This is a genomic window from Bacillus sp. FSL M7-1020 (genome assembly GCF_038050415.1).
GTDB lineage: Bacteria > Bacillota > Bacilli > Bacillales > Bacillaceae_G > Bacillus_A > Bacillus_A toyonensis.
The window spans coordinates 4,456,038-4,476,549 of the sequence record NZ_JBBOTW010000001.1; the positions used below are offsets into that span (position 1 = coordinate 4,456,038).

Here is a 20,512-nt window from a genome sequence, read left to right on the forward strand (position 1 = left end):
CTATAAAGGTTTAAACATTACGCAAGAAGCGAACGGAGTTATGTATTATGACTATTCTCCATACTTGCATAAGTTTTTACCTATTAATGCAGATGGTGACTTTAAAGTTGGCATTACCCCTGAATCCTTTAAAGTAGAAGGACCAATGAACACAGGCGTATATATTTTCGATTATGCAACTGCAGGTCCTGATTATCCAAGCGGTGTAAATAACTATTGGTTTATCCCACAAGGTGCTCAATATGCGAAAACTAGTTATGATAAAAAAGAAGTATACAAAAATGATGAACTTACTGTAACACTAAACGCAAAACACGTAAAACAATTTGTTGCAGGGGAATTTAACGTAAAATTCCTAGAGAAAAATTTCAAATTTGCAAATGCGAAATTGAATCCTGCTTTTGAAAAGCTACTTTCTGAAAAAGGTGTAATCGCAAAAGTGAATGAGCCGAAATTAGAAGCCGGTTCTGTTACAATAGGCGGATCTATCGATGATAAAAACTTCGCCGGATTAGATGGTGATTTCCCGTTCATTGATGTAACTTTCAAAGTAGAAAATGATGAATTTTATGAAGCAAATGCCCAATTAGAATCACCAATTTTTGTTTACTGGAAACAAGGTGAAACAGAACCGAATAGAATGCGTGTACTTCAAGATCAAACATTCTCAGTTATGTCCTTAAACTCACTAGTAGAAGGAAATATTAAACCTGGTGCATTCTTAAATGAACGTGGATATTTAGATGAAAAGCTCGATTATACAAAGCTTGGTGTAAAAGTATATGCAACTGATTCTTACCGTCATAAATTTGAAGGCTCACTAGATAAATACGGATACTTCAAACTGAATGGACTTCCTGTTAATAATCGTGACTATAATTTATACTTAGAAGTACCAGGGCATTTAACAAGCCGTTTAACAACAAAATTAGGTACTGAAAAAGATGGTAAGCTACTTGGCCAATATTATTATGCACGACCTGATGAAAACCTTGCCGGTGATGTAAATGGTGATAAAGTCATTGATATTAAAGATGCTGAAATTATCGCTAGCAACTATGGTAAAAAAGGAGTATCTGTAAAAGGCGGCGACCTTAATAGCGACGGAATTGTCGATGAAAAAGACATTCGTTTCGTTGAAAAGAACTTCTTGAAAAAAGGACCAGATGCATCTAAATCACAAACAGCTGTAGAAAAATCAAAAAGCGGTACACTCGCAGATATTTTAAAGAAATTGGGCTTAACGCCTAAAAAATAATAAAGTGAAACTTTAATCAGTGGGGGGTTTGTTCATCCCCACTGATTATTAGCCCACACCAATCGGGGTCTTACTGCCCGGCAAATAGCGGGATAAAAAAGAGCACTCTACTTTACGTAGAGTGCTCTTTTTCTATAAACGACCCTTATCCAGCAAAAGGGGTATATTGGGGATATACAAGGGAAACCGGAAAAGGAATTTATATTAAATTATATAAGTTCAGAGGTAAGAAGCAGTTTCCCACCTCTGAATTATTTAGCAATTATTATAGTACTGGTGCCATTGTTTCTTTTAATACTTTTACAGAATGAGCGAATTTCACTTTTTCTTCTTCATTTAGCTCAAGTTCTACAATTTCACGTACACCTTCGCGGTTAATTACAGCTGGAACACCTACGTAAGCATCTTTCTCACCGTATTGACCTTCAAGGTATGCAGATACAGTTAATACGCTGTTCTCGTTGTTTAAGATTGCTTTAGTTACACGAAGTAGTGACATACCGATTCCGTAGTAAGTTGCACCTTTACGCTCGATGATATGATAAGCTGCATCACGTACGTTTTCGAAAATTTTATCTAAGTCTTCTTGATTGTACTGTTCGTTGTTAGCTAAGATTGTTTCTAGTTTTTGTACACCGATAGTAGCGTGGCTCCATACTGGAAGTTCAGTATCACCGTGCTCACCAACGATGTAAGCATGAACGTTACGTGGATCTACATCTAAGTAGTCACCTAACATGTAACGGAAACGAGCAGAGTCTAAAGTTGTACCAGAACCGATTACGCGCTCTTTTGGTAGACCAGATTCTTTCCAAGTTACGTAAGTTAAAATGTCAACTGGGTTAGTTGCGATTAAGAAGATTCCATCGAATCCGCTATCCATAATACCGCGAACGATTTGTTTAAAGATCTTTGTATTTTTCTCAACTAAGTCTAAACGAGTTTCACCTGGTTTTTGTGGTAATCCCGCAGTGATAACTACTAAATCTGCATCTTTACAATCTGCATAGCTACCGCTCCAAACTTTTGTTGGTGATGGAGAGAATGGTACCGCATGGCTTAAGTCCATTGCTTCCCCTTCTGCTTTTGCTTCATTAACATCTACAAGTACGAATTCTTCAGCTACACCTTGGTTGATCATTGAGTAAGCGTAACTACAACCTACAGCTCCTGTTCCTACTAATACTACACGATTGATACCTTTTTTCATGTTAATTTCCCCTCTCTATTGTTCACATATATTTTTTTATGATTGTTTAAGTAATTAATTAAAATACTAATTTAATGTTGTTTAACTTCTTTACATTCATATTGTAGCACGTATCATTGTGAATTACTTCACAATTTATGACCTATTTGTGAACTTTTTCACATAGAGTGTAAAGTTATTGGAATAGGTGTGGAATCCATTTCAATGGAGACGTTTTCTTTAGATTGTGAAAGGGTTTTTCTTATGGTTTTTGTCGATAAGTGAAATTATATCGGCGATTATTAGAATATATCGACCGTAACTTCAAATATATCAGCGATTATTGAAATTTATCGATCGTAACTCAAATTATATCAGCGATTTTTGCAATATATCGACTTACCGACAAAACTCGACAATAATGACAACATAAAAAGCTGTCTCCAGTAGATTACTTATTGGGAGACAGCTTCTTCTATATATTATCTATTTTCCGCAGTAGCCCCTAAAACAGCAGCTTTTACGTAATTTTGACCGTTTAATTTTTGTAAATCCACAGCCGTTCCCGTCACAACAACACCGATAACTTTTACATCTTGCTCACTTGGTTTTATTTTCTTTCCTTTTAGGTAGTCATATATACGTTCATATTCCTCATAATACTTTCCCTTTTGCTCCAGTCCATTTTGAATTGCTAAAAGAAAATCTTTTTCCGTTCCATTTCCAAATTCAATATCACCTGGTTTTGCTTTAAAACCGTACACATTATAAGCACTTTCGGTCATATCATCAATAGAATATGATTTTTTATCATCATACGTATCTACCCAATACCAAACAGGATGCACCCCTTCTGGAAGTATCTCTTTTATTTCAGACACTTTATACGGTTTATCAAAAGATATAGCCAATTCAGCTACTTTCTTTTCATCTTTTATTTTCTCTATATCATTTATATAACGATTATATGAAGCAAATGGGAGATAAAACTGCATCTCTCTTTCCATCGTTTGATTATTATACAATTCACTTGTCTTATTAATACGTTCATTCCCCATTACAACATTATCTGATATTGTTAATGGATTTACATTCGATAATCGGCGAAATGTATTCCAAACTTTATACTCATACACTTCATCTTCCCACTTAACAGGTTTCCCTTCAATAACCTTATATGTTTTATACTCTACTGTGCTTTTAAATAAACCGTTAGAAGTAATTGCTACGCCTCTTTCCGTATTAGGTCTTGTAATTTGTCTTATCATATTTAAGTCACGATCCATAGTTAAGTAAGCTCTATTGTTCAATTGTGAAATTACTATTATAAAACCAAAGAATAGAACAATAAAAAGTGAAATCGAAATTACTGTAATTTTTAATAATTGTCTTCGCTTCGCCTTCTTCAACATTTTTGATACTTTACTTGAATCTATATCAAAATCGAAATCATCTCTGCTCATCTTCAAACCTCCCATACAGCTTTTTAAACTCATTGCGAGCCCTATACAAAGAAACACGTACGGTCTCTTCTTTCATCTCTAATACGGTTGCTATCTCCTTATATGAGAGTTCATAGTCATACTTTAATAAAAGAATATGTTTATATACTGGATTTATCTTTCCAAGTATGCTTTGTATTTCTACTTGAAGCTCTTTTCTTAAAAGTGGTTCATCTAATCCTTTTGCTCCAATTAATTGAACAGATTCAATCGGGATTTGTTCAATACGCTGTTGCCTTCTTGCTAGATCACGATGCCTATTAATCGCAACTTGAAATAACCATGTTTTTATATACGTAATTTTCATATTCGGTATAGATACTAATGCCTTATGTATCGTGTCTTGAACGATATCTTCTGCTTCTACTGGTGGTACTCCAATTTTAAGTAAATACCTATAAATGCTTTTAGATGTTTCTATAATGATTTTTTCATACTCCATCGCTCTCTCCTTTCTATTAGTTAGACGATTCAAATAGAAAAAAGTATACAAGAAATCCATAAAAAAAAGCAGACTATCCAAAGCCCACTTTTACACAACAAAAAAGAGATAGCAGATTATGCTATCTCTTTTAGTATGACCCGTACGGGATTCGAACCCGTGTTACCGCCGTGAAAGGGCGGTGTCTTAACCACTTGACCAACGGGCCAATTCTGGCAGAGAAGAAGGGATTCGAACCCTCGCACCGCGTTCGCGATCTACTCCCTTAGCAGGGGAGCCCCTTGAGCCACTTGGGTACTTCTCTATAATATGGCTCCGCAGGTAGGACTCGAACCTACGACCGATCGGTTAACAGCCGATAGCTCTACCACTGAGCTACTGCGGAACAATTATGGTGGGCCTAAATGGACTCGAACCATCGACCTCACGCTTATCAGGCGTGCGCTCTAACCAGCTGAGCTATAGGCCCATAATTGAAAAGCGGGTGAAGAGAATCGAACTCTCGACCAGAGCTTGGAAGGCTCTTGTTTTACCACTAAACTACACCCGCATTAAATTGTAAATGGTGAGCCATGAAGGATTCGAACCTTCGACCCTCTGATTAAAAGTCAGATGCTCTACCAACTGAGCTAATGGCTCATTTTGAAAGTGGTGCCGGCTAGAGGACTTGAACCCCCAACCTACTGATTACAAGTCAGTTGCTCTACCAATTGAGCTAAGCCGGCTTGCGATTTCAAAATGGTGGCTCGGGACGGAATCGAACCGCCGACACGAGGATTTTCAGTCCTCTGCTCTACCGACTGAGCTACCGAGCCTTTATGTAAAAAAATGGCGGTCCCGACCGGGGTCGAACCGGCGATCTCCTGCGTGACAGGCAGGCATGTTAACCACTACACCACGGGACCATTTGGTTGCGGGGACAGGATTTGAACCTGCGACCTTCGGGTTATGAGCCCGACGAGCTACCGTGCTGCTCCACCCCGCGATGATAAAATATTTAATTTAGAAAAAATGGAGGAGGTAGAGGGATTCGAACCCCCGCGCGACTCTCGCCGCCTGTCGGTTTTCAAGACCGATCCCTTCAGCCGAACTTGGGTATACCTCCGAGATATAAACTTTGAGTGGTGGACCTTGTAGGACTCGAACCTACGACCGGACGGTTATGAGCCGTCTGCTCTAACCAGCTGAGCTAAAGGTCCTTATGGTAGCGGCGGAGGGGATCGAACCCCCGACCTCACGGGTATGAACCGTACGCTCTAGCCAGCTGAGCTACACCGCCATAAGTAATATAAAAATAAGTGGAGCCTAGCGGGATCGAACCGCTGACCTCCTGCGTGCAAGGCAGGCGCTCTCCCAGCTGAGCTAAGGCCCCATGTTTTTGGGAATATCGGGAAGACAGGATTTGAACCTGCGACCCCCTGGTCCCAAACCAGGTGCTCTACCAAGCTGAGCCACTTCCCGTTAATAAAAGCGCGCCCGAGAGGAGTCGAACCCCTAACCTCTTGATCCGTAGTCAAACGCTCTATCCAATTGAGCTACGGGCGCATATGGTGCCGAGGGCGGGGGTCGAACCCGCACGGTGGTCACCCACCGCAGGATTTTAAGTCCTGTGCGTCTGCCTGTTCCGCCACCCCGGCATGTCATATTGAAAATTGGAGCGGAAGACGGGATTCGAACCCGCGACCCCAACCTTGGCAAGGTTGTATTCTACCACTGAACTACTTCCGCAAGACATGTTATGAGATATTTTATTAAAAGTGCGGGTGAAGGGAGTCGAACCCCCACGCCAAAGGCGCCAGATCCTAAGTCTGGTGCGTCTGCCAATTCCGCCACACCCGCATATTAATTTATTTAAGAAAAAATGGGGCGACTGATGGGAATCGAACCCACGAATGCCGGAGCCACAATCCGGTGCGTTAACCACTTCGCCACAACCGCCATAGTTACTGGTGCCGACTAGAGGACTTGAACCCCCAACCTACTGATTACAAGTCAGTTGCTCTACCAATTGAGCTAAGTCGGCTAAATGGTGGAGGATGACGGGATCGAACCGCCGACCCCCTGCTTGTAAGGCAGGTGCTCTCCCAGCTGAGCTAATCCTCCATTTGCCTGGCAACGTCCTACTCTCACAGGGACAAGGTCCCAACTACCATCGGCGCTAGAGAGCTTAACTTCCGTGTTCGGTATGGGAACGGGTGTGACCTCTCTGCCATCATTACCAGACTGTATTCATTTAAGACAAGAATTATTGTAACTTATTTAACTTTTAAAGTCAACAAGTTTTTTATATTCTTTCAAAACTAGATAACATTGCTTCATATTATATGGTTAAGTCCTCGATCTATTAGTATTCGTCAGCTCCACATGTCACCATGCTTCCACCTCGAACCTATCAACCTGATCATCTTTCAGGGATCTTACTAGCTTACGCTATGGGAAATCTCATCTTGAGGGGGCTTCATGCTTAGATGCTTTCAGCACTTATCCCTTCCGCACATAGCTACCCAGCTATGCCCTTGGCAGAACAACTGGTACACCAGCGGTGCGTCCATCCCGGTCCTCTCGTACTAAGGACAGCTCCTCTCAAATTTCCTACGCCCACGACGGATAGGGACCGAACTGTCTCACGACGTTCTGAACCCAGCTCGCGTACCGCTTTAATGGGCGAACAGCCCAACCCTTGGGACCGACTACAGCCCCAGGATGCGATGAGCCGACATCGAGGTGCCAAACCTCCCCGTCGATGTGGACTCTTGGGGGAGATAAGCCTGTTATCCCCGGGGTAGCTTTTATCCGTTGAGCGATGGCCCTTCCATGCGGAACCACCGGATCACTAAGCCCGACTTTCGTCCCTGCTCGACTTGTAGGTCTCGCAGTCAAGCTCCCTTATGCCTTTGCACTCTACGAATGATTTCCAACCATTCTGAGGGAACCTTTGGGCGCCTCCGTTACACTTTAGGAGGCGACCGCCCCAGTCAAACTGCCCACCTGACACTGTCTCCCGGGTCGATAAGACCCGTAGGTTAGAATTTCAATACAGTCAGGGCGGTATCCCACCAGCGCCTCCACCGAAGCTAGCGCTCCGGTTTCAATGGCTCCCGCCTATCCTGTACAAACTGTACCAAAATTCAATATCAGGCTACAGTAAAGCTCCACGGGGTCTTTCCGTCCTGTCGCGGGTAACCTGCATCTTCACAGGTACTATAATTTCACCGAGTCTCTGGTTGAGACAGTGCCCAAATCGTTACACCTTTCGTGCGGGTCGGAACTTACCCGACAAGGAATTTCGCTACCTTAGGACCGTTATAGTTACGGCCGCCGTTTACTGGGGCTTCAGTTCAGAGCTTCGCTTACGCTAACCCCTCTCCTTAACCTTCCAGCACCGGGCAGGTGTCAGCCCCTATACTTCGCCTTACGGCTTCGCAGAGACCTGTGTTTTTGCTAAACAGTCGCTTGGGCCTATTCACTGCGGCTTTCCGTTAAGAAAGCACCCCTTCTCCCGAAGTTACGGGGTCATTTTGCCGAGTTCCTTAACCAGAGTTCTCTCGCACACCTTAGGATTCTCTCCTCGCCTACCTGTGTCGGTTTGCGGTACAGGCACCTTTTATCTCGCTAGAAGCTTTTCTTGGCAGCGGGGAATCAAAGACTTCGCTCCATAAGGAGCTTCCCCATCACAGCTCAGCCTTCACGATAAGCGGATTTGCCTACTTATCAGCCTAACTGCTTGGACGTGCACAACCAATCGCACGCTTCTTCTATCCTTCTGCGTCCCTCCATTGCTCAAACGATAAAGAGGTGGTACAGGAATATCAACCTGTTGTCCATCGCCTACGCCTGTCGGCCTCGGCTTAGGTCCTGACTAACCCTGAGCGGACGAGCCTTCCTCAGGAAACCTTAGGCATTCGGTGGACGGGATTCTCACCCGTCTTTCGCTACTCATACCGGCATTCTCACTTCTAAGCGCTCCACCAGTCCTTCCGGTCTGACTTCACTGCACTTAGAACGCTCCCCTACCACTGATACCATTGGTATCAATTCGCAGCTTCGGTGGTGTATTTAGCCCCGGTACATTTTCGGCGCAGAGTCACTCGACTAGTGAGCTATTACGCACTCTTTAAATGGTGGCTGCTTCTAAGCCAACATCCTAGTTGTCTAAGCAACTCCACATCCTTTTCCACTTAATACACACTTTGGGACCTTAGCTGGCGATCTGGGCTGTTTCCCTCTTGACTACGGATCTTATCACTCGCAGTCTGACTCCTAAGGATAAGTCATTGGCATTCGGAGTTTGACTGAATTCGGTAATCCGATGAGGACCCCTAGTTCAATCAGTGCTCTACCTCCAAGACTCTTACACTTAAGGCTAGCCCTAAAGCTATTTCGGGGAGAACCAGCTATCTCCAGGTTCGATTGGAATTTCTCCGCTACCCACACCTCATCCCCGCACTTTTCAACGTGCGTGGGTTCGGGCCTCCATTCAGTGTTACCTGAACTTCACCCTGGACATGGGTAGATCACCTGGTTTCGGGTCTACGACCACGTACTAAACGCCCTATTCAGACTCGCTTTCGCTGCGGCTCCGTCTCTTCAACTTAACCTCGCACGGGATCGTAACTCGCCGGTTCATTCTACAAAAGGCACGCCATCACCCATTAACGGGCTCTGACTATTTGTAGGCACACGGTTTCAGGATCTCTTTCACTCCCCTTCCGGGGTGCTTTTCACCTTTCCCTCACGGTACTGGTTCACTATCGATCACTAGGGAGTATTTAGCCTTGGGAGATGGTCCTCCCAGATTCCGACGGAATTTCACGTGTTCCGCCGTACTCAGGATACATTCAAGAGAGAACGAAGTTTCGACTACGGGGTTGTTACCCTCTACGACGGACCTTTCCAGGTCGCTTCGTCTACCTCGTTCCTTTGTAACTCCGTATAGAATGTCCTACAACCCCAAGAGGCAAGCTCTTGGTTTGGGCTAGATTCCGTTTCGCTCGCCGCTACTCAGGAAATCGCATTTGCTTTCTCTTCCTCCAGGTACTTAGATGTTTCAGTTCCCTGGGTCTGTCTTCCATACCCTATGTATTCAGGTAAGGATACCATACCATTACGTATAGTGGGTTTCCCCATTCGGAAATCTTCGGATCAAAGCTTACTTACAGCTCCCCGAAGCATATCGGCGTTAGTCCCGTCCTTCATCGACTCCTAGTGTCAAGGCATCCACCGTGCGCCCTTTCTAACTTAACCAAACTAAAATTAAAAAAATATGAGCTACACTGTTATCTAGTTTTCAAAGAACATACATTTATATATGAGAGATAGTTCTCTCAAAACTGAACAAAACGAAACACGGAAACTTATATTGATGAACAGCGTTCATCAATTCTCCATAGAAAGGAGGTGATCCAGCCGCACCTTCCGATATGGCTACCTTGTTACGACTTCACCCCAATCATCTGTCCCACCTTAGGCGGCTGGCTCCAAAAGGTTACCCCACCGACTTCGGGTGTTACAAACTCTCGTGGTGTGACGGGCGGTGTGTACAAGGCCCGGGAACGTATTCACCGCGGCATGCTGATCCGCGATTACTAGCGATTCCAGCTTCATGTAGGCGAGTTGCAGCCTACAATCCGAACTGAGAACGGTTTTATGAGATTAGCTCCACCTCGCGGTCTTGCAGCTCTTTGTACCGTCCATTGTAGCACGTGTGTAGCCCAGGTCATAAGGGGCATGATGATTTGACGTCATCCCCACCTTCCTCCGGTTTGTCACCGGCAGTCACCTTAGAGTGCCCAACTTAATGATGGCAACTAAGATCAAGGGTTGCGCTCGTTGCGGGACTTAACCCAACATCTCACGACACGAGCTGACGACAACCATGCACCACCTGTCACTCTGCTCCCGAAGGAGAAGCCCTATCTCTAGGGTTTTCAGAGGATGTCAAGACCTGGTAAGGTTCTTCGCGTTGCTTCGAATTAAACCACATGCTCCACCGCTTGTGCGGGCCCCCGTCAATTCCTTTGAGTTTCAGCCTTGCGGCCGTACTCCCCAGGCGGAGTGCTTAATGCGTTAACTTCAGCACTAAAGGGCGGAAACCCTCTAACACTTAGCACTCATCGTTTACGGCGTGGACTACCAGGGTATCTAATCCTGTTTGCTCCCCACGCTTTCGCGCCTCAGTGTCAGTTACAGACCAGAAAGTCGCCTTCGCCACTGGTGTTCCTCCATATCTCTACGCATTTCACCGCTACACATGGAATTCCACTTTCCTCTTCTGCACTCAAGTCTCCCAGTTTCCAATGACCCTCCACGGTTGAGCCGTGGGCTTTCACATCAGACTTAAGAAACCACCTGCGCGCGCTTTACGCCCAATAATTCCGGATAACGCTTGCCACCTACGTATTACCGCGGCTGCTGGCACGTAGTTAGCCGTGGCTTTCTGGTTAGGTACCGTCAAGGTGCCAGCTTATTCAACTAGCACTTGTTCTTCCCTAACAACAGAGTTTTACGACCCGAAAGCCTTCATCACTCACGCGGCGTTGCTCCGTCAGACTTTCGTCCATTGCGGAAGATTCCCTACTGCTGCCTCCCGTAGGAGTCTGGGCCGTGTCTCAGTCCCAGTGTGGCCGATCACCCTCTCAGGTCGGCTACGCATCGTTGCCTTGGTGAGCCGTTACCTCACCAACTAGCTAATGCGACGCGGGTCCATCCATAAGTGACAGCCAAAGCCGCCTTTCAATTTCGAACCATGCAGTTCAAAATATTATCCGGTATTAGCCCCGGTTTCCCGGAGTTATCCCAGTCTTATGGGCAGGTTACCCACGTGTTACTCACCCGTCCGCCGCTAACTTCTTGAGAGCAAGCTCTCAATCCATTCGCTCGACTTGCATGTATTAGGCACGCCGCCAGCGTTCATCCTGAGCCAGGATCAAACTCTCCAATAAAGTTAGTTTGTCTAGCATCTAAAAATAAAAATTGACGTTTCACGTTGTTTGTTTCGTTCAGTTTTCAAAGAACTACTTGGTCGCTCATTTGCGACTTCCTTATGTTAACATCTTCGTTTTTCGATGTCAACTAAGTTTTTTAATTTCTTTTTTGACGTTTTCTGCGTTTCCGCATCAGCGACGGTTATTAATATATCATGGTGAAAATTGAAATGCAACACCTTTTATAAACTTTTTTAAAACCACCCACATTTCTTTTTTAATATCATATACTTAAACGAAATATCTCTTTCATGTATAAGCAATTCCTACATATATTCTATATAAAGTTACTCTATCAAAAACCGTTTCTTTCTATAATAAACGTTTTATTCCTATAAAATATCATACAAGGAGGAATACATATGGACTATACCGATTTATTACTCAAACTAGGTCTCTCGGCTATTTTAGGATTCGCCATCGGTTTAGAACGTGAATTAAAACGTAAACCACTTGGTTTAAAGACTTGTTTAGTTATCTCTATTATTAGTTGCCTCCTCACTATTGTTTCTATTAAAGCAGCTTACAATTTACCACATACCGACCATATGAATATGGACCCCCTTCGACTTGCTGCTCAAATTGTATCAGGAATTGGTTTTTTAGGTGCAGGTGTTATTTTACGAAGAGGAAACGATAGTATTGCTGGGCTAACGACCGCCGCCATGATTTGGGGTGCTTCTGGTATTGGCATTGCCGTTGGAGCTGGTTTCTATATTGAAGCGATTTTCGGAATGTGCTTCCTTATGATTAGTGTAGAACTTATACCATTAACGATGAAATTTATAGGACCTAGGTCATTTCGTCAACGTGATATCGCAGTGAAACTTGTTGTACGAAATATGGACAATATCCCGATCGTAATTGAAGAAATAAAAGAAATGGATATAAAAGTTAAGAACATGAAGCTCAAAACATTGGAAAATGGTTCGCACTATTTACATTTAAAATTGTCTATCGATCAAAAAAGACATACTGCTGATGTTTATTATGCTCTTCAACACCTTGAAAGTGTTCAACAAACTGAAGTTGAAAGTATGTAATAGAAAACAAACTCTCTTTTAAATTAGAGAGTTTTTCTTTTTTCTATAATGGTAACAATGAATGTAGTCCTGCAAAGTAAGGAGGAATTGGCAATTGAAATCCCGTCCAAATTTAGTAGATACATTTCGTGATTCCATTATTTTTCGTTTAATTTGCTTTATTGTTGTACTTACTGCTTTTTCCGGCTTTCTTATACATAGATTAGAACCATCGCACTTCACCACATGGTTTGATGGAATTTGGTGGTCAATCGTTACAATTTTCACTGTTGGCTATGGTGACTTTGCCCCACATACACTAATAGGCAAATTCATCGGTATGAGTATTATTTTATTTGGAACCGGTTTTTGTTCTTATTATATGGTTCTATTCGCCACTGATATGATTAATAAACAATATATGAAAGTTAAAGGAGAAGAAGCTGCGACTGCTAGCGGTCATATGATTATTGTCGGCTGGAACGAACGGGCAAAACATGTTGTAAAACAAATGCACATCTTACAACCAAACCTTGATATCGTTTTAATTGATGAAACACTTTCTTTACTTCCAAAACCATTTCATCATTTAGAGTTTATAAAAGGTTGTCCACATCACGATCAAACGTTATTAAAAGCTAACATTACAACGGCACACACCATATTAATAACGGCTGATAAAGAAAAAAATGAAAGCTTAGCTGATACACAGTCCATCTTAAATATTTTAACTGCAAAAGGACTTAATCCAAACATTCATTGCATCGCTGAACTTCTTACTTCGGATCAAATTCAAAATGCAACGAGAGCTGGTGTATCAGAAATTATAGAAGGAAATAAATTAACGAGCTATGTATTTACCGCTTCTCTTTTATTTCCTTCTATTTCAGGTGTACTATTCTCACTTTACGATGAAATCTCTGATAACAAATTACAACTGATGGAGCTTTCTCCGCCTTGCACCGGACAAACTTTTGCAAATTGTAGCTATACTCTTTTAAAACAAAACATTCTCTTACTAGGTATAAAGCGTGACGATCAATATATGATTAACCCAGTCCATACCTTCATTCTTATCGAAAGCGACATACTCATTGTTATTCACCATTAAAAAAGTGACGCTCTAGTTCCTGTACTAATACTTTCCCAATATTAATATACTTACTTTTCACATCTCCATCTGGATCTTTCGGCTCAGCAAATTGATCAAATCCGCTCGTTCCAGCTGTTAACGCATTCACATTATCATCTAGTTCGTCTTGATACACATGCGAAAGAATATACGGCGTTTCAAGACGGACTATTACACCAGGCACATCTAATTCCCCATCCACAGCTGTAAATGGCACTCGTAAAAATTGATAGCCATCTTCTTCGTCGATTTTGTAATCAAAGCACCCTTTATCGTAATCCCAATTGCCACCAATACTATATCCAAGTGGTTTCATAACCTCTTCTAACTTATATAACGCATATGTATGTCCTTTTAACTTTGATTGAATCGGAATCAAGCCCATCCCTCCAAGACTTTTCCTTTAGCATACCCATTCTAGTTTGAATATACCGATGGACATTTCAGTAAAATAATAAAAAGCGACCGGAGATCCGGTCGCTTTTTATTATTTTAAACGCTCTTCTAATTCTGCTTTTAATTCTTCAAATCCTGGTTTACCAAGTAAAGCAAACATGTTTTTCTTGTATGCTTCTACTCCTGGTTGGTCAAATGGATTTACGCCTAATAAGTAGCCGCTCATCGCACATGCTTTTTCGAAGAAGTATACAAGGTAACCGAATGTGTACTCATTTAATTCAGGAATATTTACGATTAAGTTTGGTACTCCGCCATCGCTATGTGCAAGTAATGTGCCTTCATATGCTTTTGTGTTTACGAAGTCTACAGTTTCACCTGCAAGGTAGTTTAATCCATCTAAATCGTTTTCTTCTGATTCGATTGTCAGTTCATGTGTAGATTTACCCACTTTAAGAACTGTTTCAAATAAGTCACGACGACCTTCTTGAACGTATTGACCTAATGAGTGTAAGTCAGTTGAGAAATTTGCTGAAGATGGGAAAATACCTTTTTGATCTTTTCCTTCACTTTCACCAAATAACTGTTTCCACCACTCAGCGAAGTATTGAAGTGCTGGCTCATAGTTAACAAGCATTTCAATTGTTTTTCCTTTATTGTATAAAGCGTTACGAACTACTGCGTATTGATAAGCTGGGTTTTCTTCTAGTTCTGATGCCCCGAAGTCGTCATGGCCAGCAGCTGCACCTTTCATCATCTCTTCAATATTTAAGCCACTTACTGCGATTGGTAATAAACCAACTGGCGTTAATACAGAGAAACGTCCTCCAACATCATCTGGAATTACGAATGTTTCGTAGCCTTCGTTATCAGCTAATGTTTTTAATGCACCACGCGCTTTATCTGTAGTTGCATAAATACGTTTGCGAGCTTCTTCTTTTCCATACTTCTCTTCTAATAACTTACGGAAAATACGGAATGCAAGTGCAGGCTCTGTTGTTGTACCTGATTTGGAAATAACGTTAATAGAGAAGTCTTTACCTTCTAATACATCCATTAAATCTTTCATGTAAGTGGAGCTAATGTTTTGTCCAACAAATAGCACTTGTGGAGTTTTACGTTGTTCTTTAGAAAGCGTATTGTAGAATGAATGGTTTAACATTTCGATTGCTGCACGTGCTCCTAGGTAAGAACCACCGATACCTACAACAAGTAAAATGTCAGAGTCATTTTTAATTTTTTCTGCGCATTTTTGAATGCGAGCAAATTCTTCTTTGTCATATTGAAGCGGAAGCTCTACCCACCCAAGGAAATCGTTCCCAGCTCCAGTTTTTTCGTGGATTGCATGATGTGTTACTTTCACTGCATCACGTAAATAAGTGATTTCATGTTCACCGATGAAGGATAACGCTTTAGAATAGTCGAACGTTACATGTGTACTCATCTTTTTCCCTCCAATTATGGATATGTATTTCTGTATTCACTTTAGCGAAACTGAAGTTGTAAATCAAGCGATTCAACCAGTGTAAACGTAACCAATATATATTTTTTAGAAAAAGTTCATTTTTTGCATAAAAATTCGCATTTTTCGGTATAGATGTATATACATCTTTTTTTCACACATTTTTTATGTATAAAAACAACATAACTGCACCATTCTATAAAAGAGTTGATTAACTCAGCGCTTGCTCATGCTTCACAATTAAGGGGGGCTTTTTCATGAGTACATTGCAACGTATCGCATTAGTCTTTACTGTAATTGGTGCAGTAAACTGGGGACTAATCGGGTTCTTCCAGTTTGACTTAGTAGCAGCCATTTTCGGCGGACAAAACTCAGCTCTTGCACGTATTATTTACGGCATCGTTGGTATATCTGGGCTTATCAATCTTGGTTTACTCTTTAAACCATCTGAAAATCTTGGTACACACCCAGAAACAAACGAAATTCGATAACCAGTATGTCCTTTCACCTCCGACATACGAATATGATTGCATGCAATCATATTTGCAAATATATATCATAAGATAAAGTAAAAGAGGAACGCTCATATGCGCTCCTCTTTTACTTTGTTAACTCGGACTCTTCAATCCATTCTGTCAGCTTTTCTCGCAACGTATTAAATCCGTCCTTAGATGGATTCGGTATAAGAATCCTTCCTTGTTTTCTTTTCGCCGCTTTTAACGATAAACTCATTTTTCTGTGCTCTTCATCAATTGAAAGTACTTTTACTTCTACTGTATCGCCGACTTTCAAAAAGTCATGAATATCCTTTACATATCCATTTGTAATTTCAGATATATGCACAAGTCCTTGTGTTTCTGCATCTAACGCTACAAATGCACCGTAATCTTGAATTCCAGTCACTTTCCCTGTTACAACCACTCCTGTTGTATATTGTTCTGACATATGAAACACTCCCATACGTTTACCATTTTCTCTACAAATGTAGATTGCAAAACAGATGTACTTATTTTAAATATCCGATTAATTAGTACGCCTGTTACGTATCGCTACCTAACAGGCGCATACCTTATATTAGTAAATTATACCACTATGACAGAACTCATTCAAAATTCACGAAAAAATTTCCTGTAGCACGTATAATTCTCCAATATTGGGATAGAATACTAACACATGGCTTTCTAGTATTCCCCCCCTTTTATGGACAAAACGTATTATGTTTTGTCCTTTTTTTATTCTCGACGAACCGTTCCATTCTCTTCATTGCTTCTATAAGTTGTTCAAGCGATGTTGCATACGAACAACGAATAAATCCTTCACCACTTTCTCCAAATACACTTCCAGGTACAACAGCCACTTTTTCTTCTAGTAATAACTGTTCTGCAAATTCCACTGAAGTTAGTCCAGTTGAGGCAACAGAAGGAAAGACATAAAACGCTCCGCCCGGCACATGACACGTTAATCCCATCTCATTGAAAGATGTCGCCATAAAATTACGGCGTTTCTTATAGCTATCTCTCATTCGAATGACTTCATCATTCCCTCCGCGTAATGCTTCAAGAGCTGCGAACTGGGACATCGTCGGTGCACACATCATAGAATATTGATGAATTTTAAGCATCAACTCTGAAAATTGAACGGGAGCTGCGATCATACCGAGACGCCATCCTGTCATCGCAAATCCTTTTGAAAATCCCGAAATTAAAATCGTATGTTCGCGCATGTTTTGAATGCTCGCGAAACTCGTATACACTTCGTCATATACAAGCTCTGCATAAATTTCATCAGATAATACGATTAAATTGTACTTCTCAACCATTACTGCTAACTTTTCTAGTTCGGATTTGTTTAACATTGCACCTGTTGGATTATTTGGGGAACAAAGTAAAATTGCCTTTGTTTTCGCTGTAATAGCTGCTTCAATTTGTTCGGGTTGTAATTTAAACTCTTTTTCTAAAGTAGTCGCTATAGGAACTGGAACTCCTCCAGCTAATGTTACAAGTGGTGCATAAGAAACGAAGCTCGGTTCAATAATGAGTACTTCATCATCAGGATTTATAATGGCACGCATCGCTACATCTAACGCTTGGCTCGCTCCAACCGTAACAATGATTTCATCGTTTGAATCATAAGATACTGCAAATTGTTTTTTTAGATACTTTGCTATTTCTTGACGGAGCTCCAATAATCCTGCATTTGCTGTATACGCTGTATATCCTTGCTCTAAAGAACGGATACATGCTTGCCTTACATTCCAAGGTGTAACAAAGTCAGGCTCTCCCACTCCAAGTGAAATAACACCATTCATACTTGCGGCTAAATCGAAAAACTTTCGAATACCAGACGGTTGTAAAGATTCTGCTACTCTAGATAGTTCAAACTGCTTCATGGTGTCACCACAATTCGCTTATCATCATCGTTTTTTTCATAAATAATTCCCTCATGTTTATACTTCTTCAAAATGAAATGAGTTGTTGTAGAAACGACAGATTCAATCGTTGCTAATTTCTCAGAAACAAACATCGCTACTTCTCCCATCGTCTTTCCTTCTAATGTAATAGAAAGATCATATGTCCCTGACATTAAATACACGGATTTCACTTCTGAATAGCGATAAATTTGTTCAGCAACTGCATCAAACCCAACACCGTGCTTCGGCGTAACTTTCACATCAATCATCGCTGTTAAACCCGTATGTTCTTTTACTTTTGTCCAATCAATATGTGTTACATAATTCACAATAATCTTTTCACTTTCTAATTTCGCAACCATCTTCTTCACTTCTTCTACTTCTATATTTAACAGCTTTGCCAATGTATCTACAGACAAACGACTACTTTTTTCAAGACAAGCCAATAATTCTAGTTCCTTTTCAGTCACCATATAAATCATCCTTCCTTTTCGTTTCTGTCTAAATTATACAAATACCCTTTCCAATTTGAAAAGAAGATTTTTTTAGAGAATTATGTCAAAATAAAGTGAAACTTTAATCAGCGGAAAGGTTCATCCCGCTGATTATTAGCCCACACCAATCGGGCTTTTACGGGCAGTTAGTCTCCCCCTATCTTCTTTGCTTCAGGCATTTTTAGGGGCGGGAGGCTTATTGTCCGTTAACAAGGGATAAAAGTGAGAGGGGATGGAACCGTGAAACCAAAAGTATATATCGCTGAACCAGTTCCAACATTTGTAGAAAACTATTTATCAGAACACTGTGATTATGAAACATGGAATCAAAATGAGAAAGTACCTCGTGATGTTCTATTAGAGAAAATACAAGATAAAGATGGGTTATTAAATTTCGGATCTGCCATAAATGAAGAATTGTTAAATGTAGCACCGAAATTAAAAGTAGTGAGTAACATTTCTGTTGGCTATGATAATTTTGATTTACTAGCGATGGAAAAGCGAAATGTCATCGGAACGAATACACCATACGTATTGGATGATACAGTAGCTGACCTCGTTTTCGCTCTTATGTTATCTGCTGGTCGTCGTGTTTGCGAACTCGATTCCTATGTGAAAAATGGTGAGTGGAACGCTGAAATCGGAAAAGAACATTTCGGACTAGATGTGCATCATAGTACAATCGGTATTATCGGAATGGGACGAATTGGAGAAGCGGTTGCAAAGCGAGCGAAATTCGGATTTGATATGAACGTCCTGTATTATAACCGTCGTCGTAAAGAAGAAGCAGAACAAAAATTTGATGCTACATATTGTGATTTACAGACAGTAATAAAACAGTCTGACTTTATTGTTCTTCTTACTCCACTAACAGATGAAACGTATCATCTTATCGGAGAAAAGGAATTTTCATTAATGAAAGAAACAGCAATCTTCATTAATGCTTCTCGCGGGAAAACAGTAGATGAAGAAGCTTTAATCCATGCCTTAACAGAAAAGAAAATCTTTGCAGCAGGCATTGATACTTTTACACAAGAGCCGATTCAAAAAGATAATCCGCTCTTATCATTACAAAATGTTGTGACTTTACCGCACATCGGATCTGCGACATTAAAAACTCGGCAGCAAATGGCCATGACAGCCGCTGAAAATTTAGTTGCAGGGTTACAAGGAAAAACACCGCCTAATATTGTTCGCGGGTAATGATGAATAAGCGAAAGGCAAGATGACAATGTCATCTTGCCTTTTTTTGTTAACATATTTTTTTCTACCTTGGAGATGATATGAACAAAAATCAATGGAGTGACAAAAAATGAATCATGAATATACTTGTCCTTATTTCACTTTTTCCACTCGCGGCACTACTATTCATTACGAATTGTATGAACATAAAAATAAAACAAAACGTCCTACTTTCGTACTCGTTCACGGCTTTTTATCTTCCTCATTCAGTTACCGCCGTCTCATTCCTTTACTATCGAAAGCAGGAACAGTACTGGCTCTTGATTTGCCTCCATTCGGAAAAAGTGATAAGTCTCATCTCTTTAAGTATTCTTATCACAATTTAGCAACCATTATTATCGATTTAATCGAACATTTATCTCTCTCAAATATTGTGTTAATTGGGCATTCTATGGGCGGGCAAATTTCTCTCTATGTAAACCGTATACGTCCTGAACTAATCTCAAAGACGATTTTACTATGTAGCTCTAGCTATTTAGCACGCGCAACCTTACCTTTACTGTATTCTTCTTATTTACCGTTCTTTCATTTATACGTAAAGAACTGGATTATAAGGCGCGGGATTGTTCATAACTTAATGAATGTCGTTCATGATCACTCATTAATTGATGATGAAATGAAGGAAGGCTACTCCGCTCCTTTTTATGACAACCGTATATTCCCCGCCCTAACTCGCATGATACGAGACCGTGAAGGTGACTTATCTTCAACTGAATTACAAAAAATTGAAACACCTATACTACTCATTTGGGGTGAAAAAGATCGCGTCGTCCCTGTACATGTAGGACACCGTCTCCATAAAGATTTACCGAATTCAACATTTATCTCTTACGAAAATACAGGGCATTTACTACCTGAGGAAAAGCCTGAACATGTTTATGAAGAAATTATCGCTTTTTCCGCGCAATAAAGTGAAACTTTAATCAGCGGAATGTTTCACCCCGCTGATTATTAGCCCGCACCAATCGGGCTTTTACGAG

General features: G+C 41.1%; 13 protein-coding genes, 22 tRNA genes, 3 rRNA genes and 1 pseudogene. 6 read left to right on the forward strand and 33 right to left on the reverse strand.

All coding sequences use genetic code 11. From position 1 onward, the window contains the following. Nucleotides 1-4: 4 nt before the first annotated feature. Nucleotides 5-1,258 (forward strand): annotated as a pseudogene (locus MHB70_RS22895) (dockerin type I domain-containing protein); the annotation flags it as partial. A gap of 265 nt (nt 1,259-1,523) precedes the next feature. Here the strand turns inward: MHB70_RS22895 and MHB70_RS22900 are convergent. The 28 genes from MHB70_RS22900 to MHB70_RS23035 form a co-directional block, all read right to left on the reverse strand. Continuing rightward, nucleotides 1,524-2,468, reverse strand: a complete 945-nt coding sequence (locus MHB70_RS22900; RefSeq protein WP_000715347.1) for an L-lactate dehydrogenase — start codon at nt 2,466-2,468, stop codon at nt 1,524-1,526. A 461-nt stretch (nt 2,469-2,929) separates the two neighbouring features. Then, a complete protein-coding gene (locus tag MHB70_RS22905; RefSeq protein WP_061529472.1) occupies nt 2,930-3,910 on the reverse strand; it encodes an anti sigma factor C-terminal domain-containing protein in 981 nt (326 codons plus the stop codon). Next, complete coding sequence (locus MHB70_RS22910) at nt 3,897-4,391, reverse strand: RNA polymerase sigma factor (protein WP_061529473.1); 495 nt, start codon at nt 4,389-4,391, stop codon at nt 3,897-3,899. The genes MHB70_RS22905 and MHB70_RS22910 overlap by 14 nt, the downstream gene beginning before the upstream one ends. Nucleotides 4,392-4,527: 136 nt before the next feature. Continuing rightward, nucleotides 4,528-4,599: transfer RNA gene (locus tag MHB70_RS22915), tRNA-Glu, on the reverse strand. A 5-nt stretch (nt 4,600-4,604) separates the two neighbouring features. Further along, a tRNA-Ser gene (locus tag MHB70_RS22920) sits at nt 4,605-4,695 on the reverse strand. Between the two features lie 6 nt (nt 4,696-4,701). Continuing rightward, a tRNA-Asn gene (locus tag MHB70_RS22925) sits at nt 4,702-4,776 on the reverse strand. Nucleotides 4,777-4,783: 7 nt separating this feature from the next. Next, a tRNA-Ile gene (locus MHB70_RS22930) sits at nt 4,784-4,860 on the reverse strand. 10 nt (nt 4,861-4,870) lie between these two features. Continuing rightward, nucleotides 4,871-4,941: transfer RNA gene (locus tag MHB70_RS22935), tRNA-Gly, on the reverse strand. 13 nt (nt 4,942-4,954) lie between these two features. Beyond that, nucleotides 4,955-5,030: transfer RNA gene (locus MHB70_RS22940), tRNA-Lys, on the reverse strand. A 10-nt stretch (nt 5,031-5,040) separates the two neighbouring features. Then, nucleotides 5,041-5,116 (reverse strand) — tRNA-Thr (locus tag MHB70_RS22945). A 14-nt stretch (nt 5,117-5,130) separates the two neighbouring features. Further along, a tRNA-Phe gene (locus tag MHB70_RS22950) sits at nt 5,131-5,206 on the reverse strand. A gap of 14 nt (nt 5,207-5,220) precedes the next feature. After that, nucleotides 5,221-5,296 (reverse strand) — tRNA-Asp (locus MHB70_RS22955). 3 nt (nt 5,297-5,299) lie between these two features. Next, a tRNA-Met gene (locus tag MHB70_RS22960) sits at nt 5,300-5,376 on the reverse strand. 27 nt (nt 5,377-5,403) lie between these two features. Further along, a tRNA-Ser gene (locus MHB70_RS22965) sits at nt 5,404-5,496 on the reverse strand. A 17-nt stretch (nt 5,497-5,513) separates the two neighbouring features. Beyond that, nucleotides 5,514-5,590 (reverse strand) — tRNA-Ile (locus MHB70_RS22970). Between the two features lie 3 nt (nt 5,591-5,593). Further along, nucleotides 5,594-5,670, reverse strand: a tRNA-Met gene (locus MHB70_RS22975). 20 nt (nt 5,671-5,690) lie between these two features. Continuing rightward, a tRNA-Ala gene (locus tag MHB70_RS22980) sits at nt 5,691-5,763 on the reverse strand. Between the two features lie 15 nt (nt 5,764-5,778). After that, nucleotides 5,779-5,852, reverse strand: a tRNA-Pro gene (locus MHB70_RS22985). Between the two features lie 10 nt (nt 5,853-5,862). Next, nucleotides 5,863-5,936: transfer RNA gene (locus MHB70_RS22990), tRNA-Arg, on the reverse strand. A 3-nt stretch (nt 5,937-5,939) separates the two neighbouring features. Continuing rightward, nucleotides 5,940-6,028: transfer RNA gene (locus MHB70_RS22995), tRNA-Leu, on the reverse strand. 16 nt (nt 6,029-6,044) lie between these two features. Continuing rightward, nucleotides 6,045-6,119 (reverse strand) — tRNA-Gly (locus tag MHB70_RS23000). A 30-nt stretch (nt 6,120-6,149) separates the two neighbouring features. Then, nucleotides 6,150-6,230, reverse strand: a tRNA-Leu gene (locus MHB70_RS23005). A 23-nt stretch (nt 6,231-6,253) separates the two neighbouring features. Next, nucleotides 6,254-6,329: transfer RNA gene (locus MHB70_RS23010), tRNA-His, on the reverse strand. Between the two features lie 9 nt (nt 6,330-6,338). Next, nucleotides 6,339-6,414, reverse strand: a tRNA-Thr gene (locus MHB70_RS23015). Nucleotides 6,415-6,418: 4 nt separating this feature from the next. Further along, nucleotides 6,419-6,494 (reverse strand) — tRNA-Val (locus MHB70_RS23020). Nucleotides 6,495-6,498: 4 nt separating this feature from the next. Next, nucleotides 6,499-6,614, reverse strand: a 5S ribosomal RNA gene (rrf, locus tag MHB70_RS23025). Between the two features lie 101 nt (nt 6,615-6,715). Further along, nucleotides 6,716-9,635 (reverse strand): 23S ribosomal RNA (locus MHB70_RS23030). Between the two features lie 146 nt (nt 9,636-9,781). Further along, nucleotides 9,782-11,332, reverse strand: a 16S ribosomal RNA gene (locus tag MHB70_RS23035). Together the 16S, 23S and 5S rRNA genes with 22 tRNA genes alongside form the textbook arrangement of a ribosomal RNA operon. A gap of 404 nt (nt 11,333-11,736) precedes the next feature. Between MHB70_RS23035 and MHB70_RS23040 the strand changes: the two genes are divergently transcribed. Next, a complete protein-coding gene (locus tag MHB70_RS23040; RefSeq protein WP_000386692.1) occupies nt 11,737-12,417 on the forward strand; it encodes an MgtC/SapB family protein in 681 nt (226 codons plus the stop codon). A 94-nt stretch (nt 12,418-12,511) separates the two neighbouring features. Then, entirely contained in the window at nt 12,512-13,507 is a 996-nt protein-coding gene (locus MHB70_RS23045) for a potassium channel family protein (RefSeq protein WP_061530568.1), read from the forward strand. Here the strand turns inward: MHB70_RS23045 and MHB70_RS23050 are convergent. Further along, entirely contained in the window at nt 13,494-13,907 is a 414-nt protein-coding gene (locus tag MHB70_RS23050) for a YugN-like family protein (RefSeq protein WP_000612324.1), read from the reverse strand. The genes MHB70_RS23045 and MHB70_RS23050 overlap by 14 nt on opposite strands. Nucleotides 13,908-14,015: 108 nt before the next feature. Next, entirely contained in the window at nt 14,016-15,368 is a 1,353-nt protein-coding gene (locus MHB70_RS23055; RefSeq protein WP_000103665.1) for a glucose-6-phosphate isomerase, read from the reverse strand. Between the two features lie 275 nt (nt 15,369-15,643). Here MHB70_RS23055 and MHB70_RS23060 point away from each other — a divergent pair, with 275 nt between their 5' ends. Continuing rightward, complete coding sequence (locus MHB70_RS23060) at nt 15,644-15,877, forward strand: DUF378 domain-containing protein (protein ID WP_000105788.1); 234 nt, start codon at nt 15,644-15,646, stop codon at nt 15,875-15,877. Nucleotides 15,878-15,986: 109 nt separating this feature from the next. Here the strand turns inward: MHB70_RS23060 and yugI are convergent, their stop codons facing one another. From yugI to MHB70_RS23075, 3 genes are all read right to left on the reverse strand, one after another. Then, nucleotides 15,987-16,331, reverse strand: coding sequence for a S1 domain-containing post-transcriptional regulator GSP13 (gene yugI, locus MHB70_RS23065; RefSeq protein WP_000003767.1), 345 nt, complete (start codon nt 16,329-16,331; stop codon nt 15,987-15,989). A gap of 253 nt (nt 16,332-16,584) precedes the next feature. Then, nucleotides 16,585-17,775, reverse strand: a complete 1,191-nt coding sequence (locus MHB70_RS23070; RefSeq protein WP_061530569.1) for an aminotransferase — start codon at nt 17,773-17,775, stop codon at nt 16,585-16,587. Further along, entirely contained in the window at nt 17,772-18,269 is a 498-nt protein-coding gene (locus MHB70_RS23075) for an Lrp/AsnC family transcriptional regulator (protein WP_061530570.1), read from the reverse strand. Before MHB70_RS23075 ends, MHB70_RS23070 begins: the two co-directional genes overlap by 4 nt. Before the next feature lie 243 nt (nt 18,270-18,512). On the opposite strand from MHB70_RS23075, the gene MHB70_RS23080 reads away from it, so the two are divergent. Next, nucleotides 18,513-19,493, forward strand: a complete 981-nt coding sequence (locus tag MHB70_RS23080; RefSeq protein WP_139138349.1) for a 2-hydroxyacid dehydrogenase — start codon at nt 18,513-18,515, stop codon at nt 19,491-19,493. 109 nt (nt 19,494-19,602) lie between these two features. After that, entirely contained in the window at nt 19,603-20,442 is an 840-nt protein-coding gene (locus tag MHB70_RS23085; RefSeq protein ID WP_001015213.1) for an alpha/beta fold hydrolase, read from the forward strand. Nucleotides 20,443-20,512: the final 70 nt, after the last annotated feature.

Excerpts from the sequence above, each read along its gene's own strand:
- MHB70_RS22900 (WP_000715347.1), bottom strand. The coding sequence starts at position 2,468 with ATGAAAAAAGGTATCAATCGTGTAGTATTAGTAGGAACAGGAGCTGTA.
- MHB70_RS22905 (WP_061529472.1), bottom strand. The coding sequence starts at position 3,910 with ATGAGCAGAGATGATTTCGATTTTGATATAGATTCAAGTAAAGTATCA.
- MHB70_RS22910 (WP_061529473.1), bottom strand. The coding sequence starts at position 4,391 with ATGGAGTATGAAAAAATCATTATAGAAACATCTAAAAGCATTTATAGG.
- MHB70_RS23040 (WP_000386692.1), top strand. The coding sequence starts at position 11,737 with ATGGACTATACCGATTTATTACTCAAACTAGGTCTCTCGGCTATTTTA.
- MHB70_RS23055 (WP_000103665.1), bottom strand. The coding sequence starts at position 15,368 with ATGAGTACACATGTAACGTTCGACTATTCTAAAGCGTTATCCTTCATC.
- MHB70_RS23060 (WP_000105788.1), top strand. The coding sequence starts at position 15,644 with ATGAGTACATTGCAACGTATCGCATTAGTCTTTACTGTAATTGGTGCA.
- yugI (WP_000003767.1), bottom strand. The coding sequence starts at position 16,331 with ATGTCAGAACAATATACAACAGGAGTGGTTGTAACAGGGAAAGTGACT.
- MHB70_RS23070 (WP_061530569.1), bottom strand. The coding sequence starts at position 17,775 with ATGAAGCAGTTTGAACTATCTAGAGTAGCAGAATCTTTACAACCGTCT.
- MHB70_RS23075 (WP_061530570.1), bottom strand. The coding sequence starts at position 18,269 with ATGGTGACTGAAAAGGAACTAGAATTATTGGCTTGTCTTGAAAAAAGT.
- MHB70_RS23085 (WP_001015213.1), top strand. The coding sequence starts at position 19,603 with ATGAATCATGAATATACTTGTCCTTATTTCACTTTTTCCACTCGCGGC.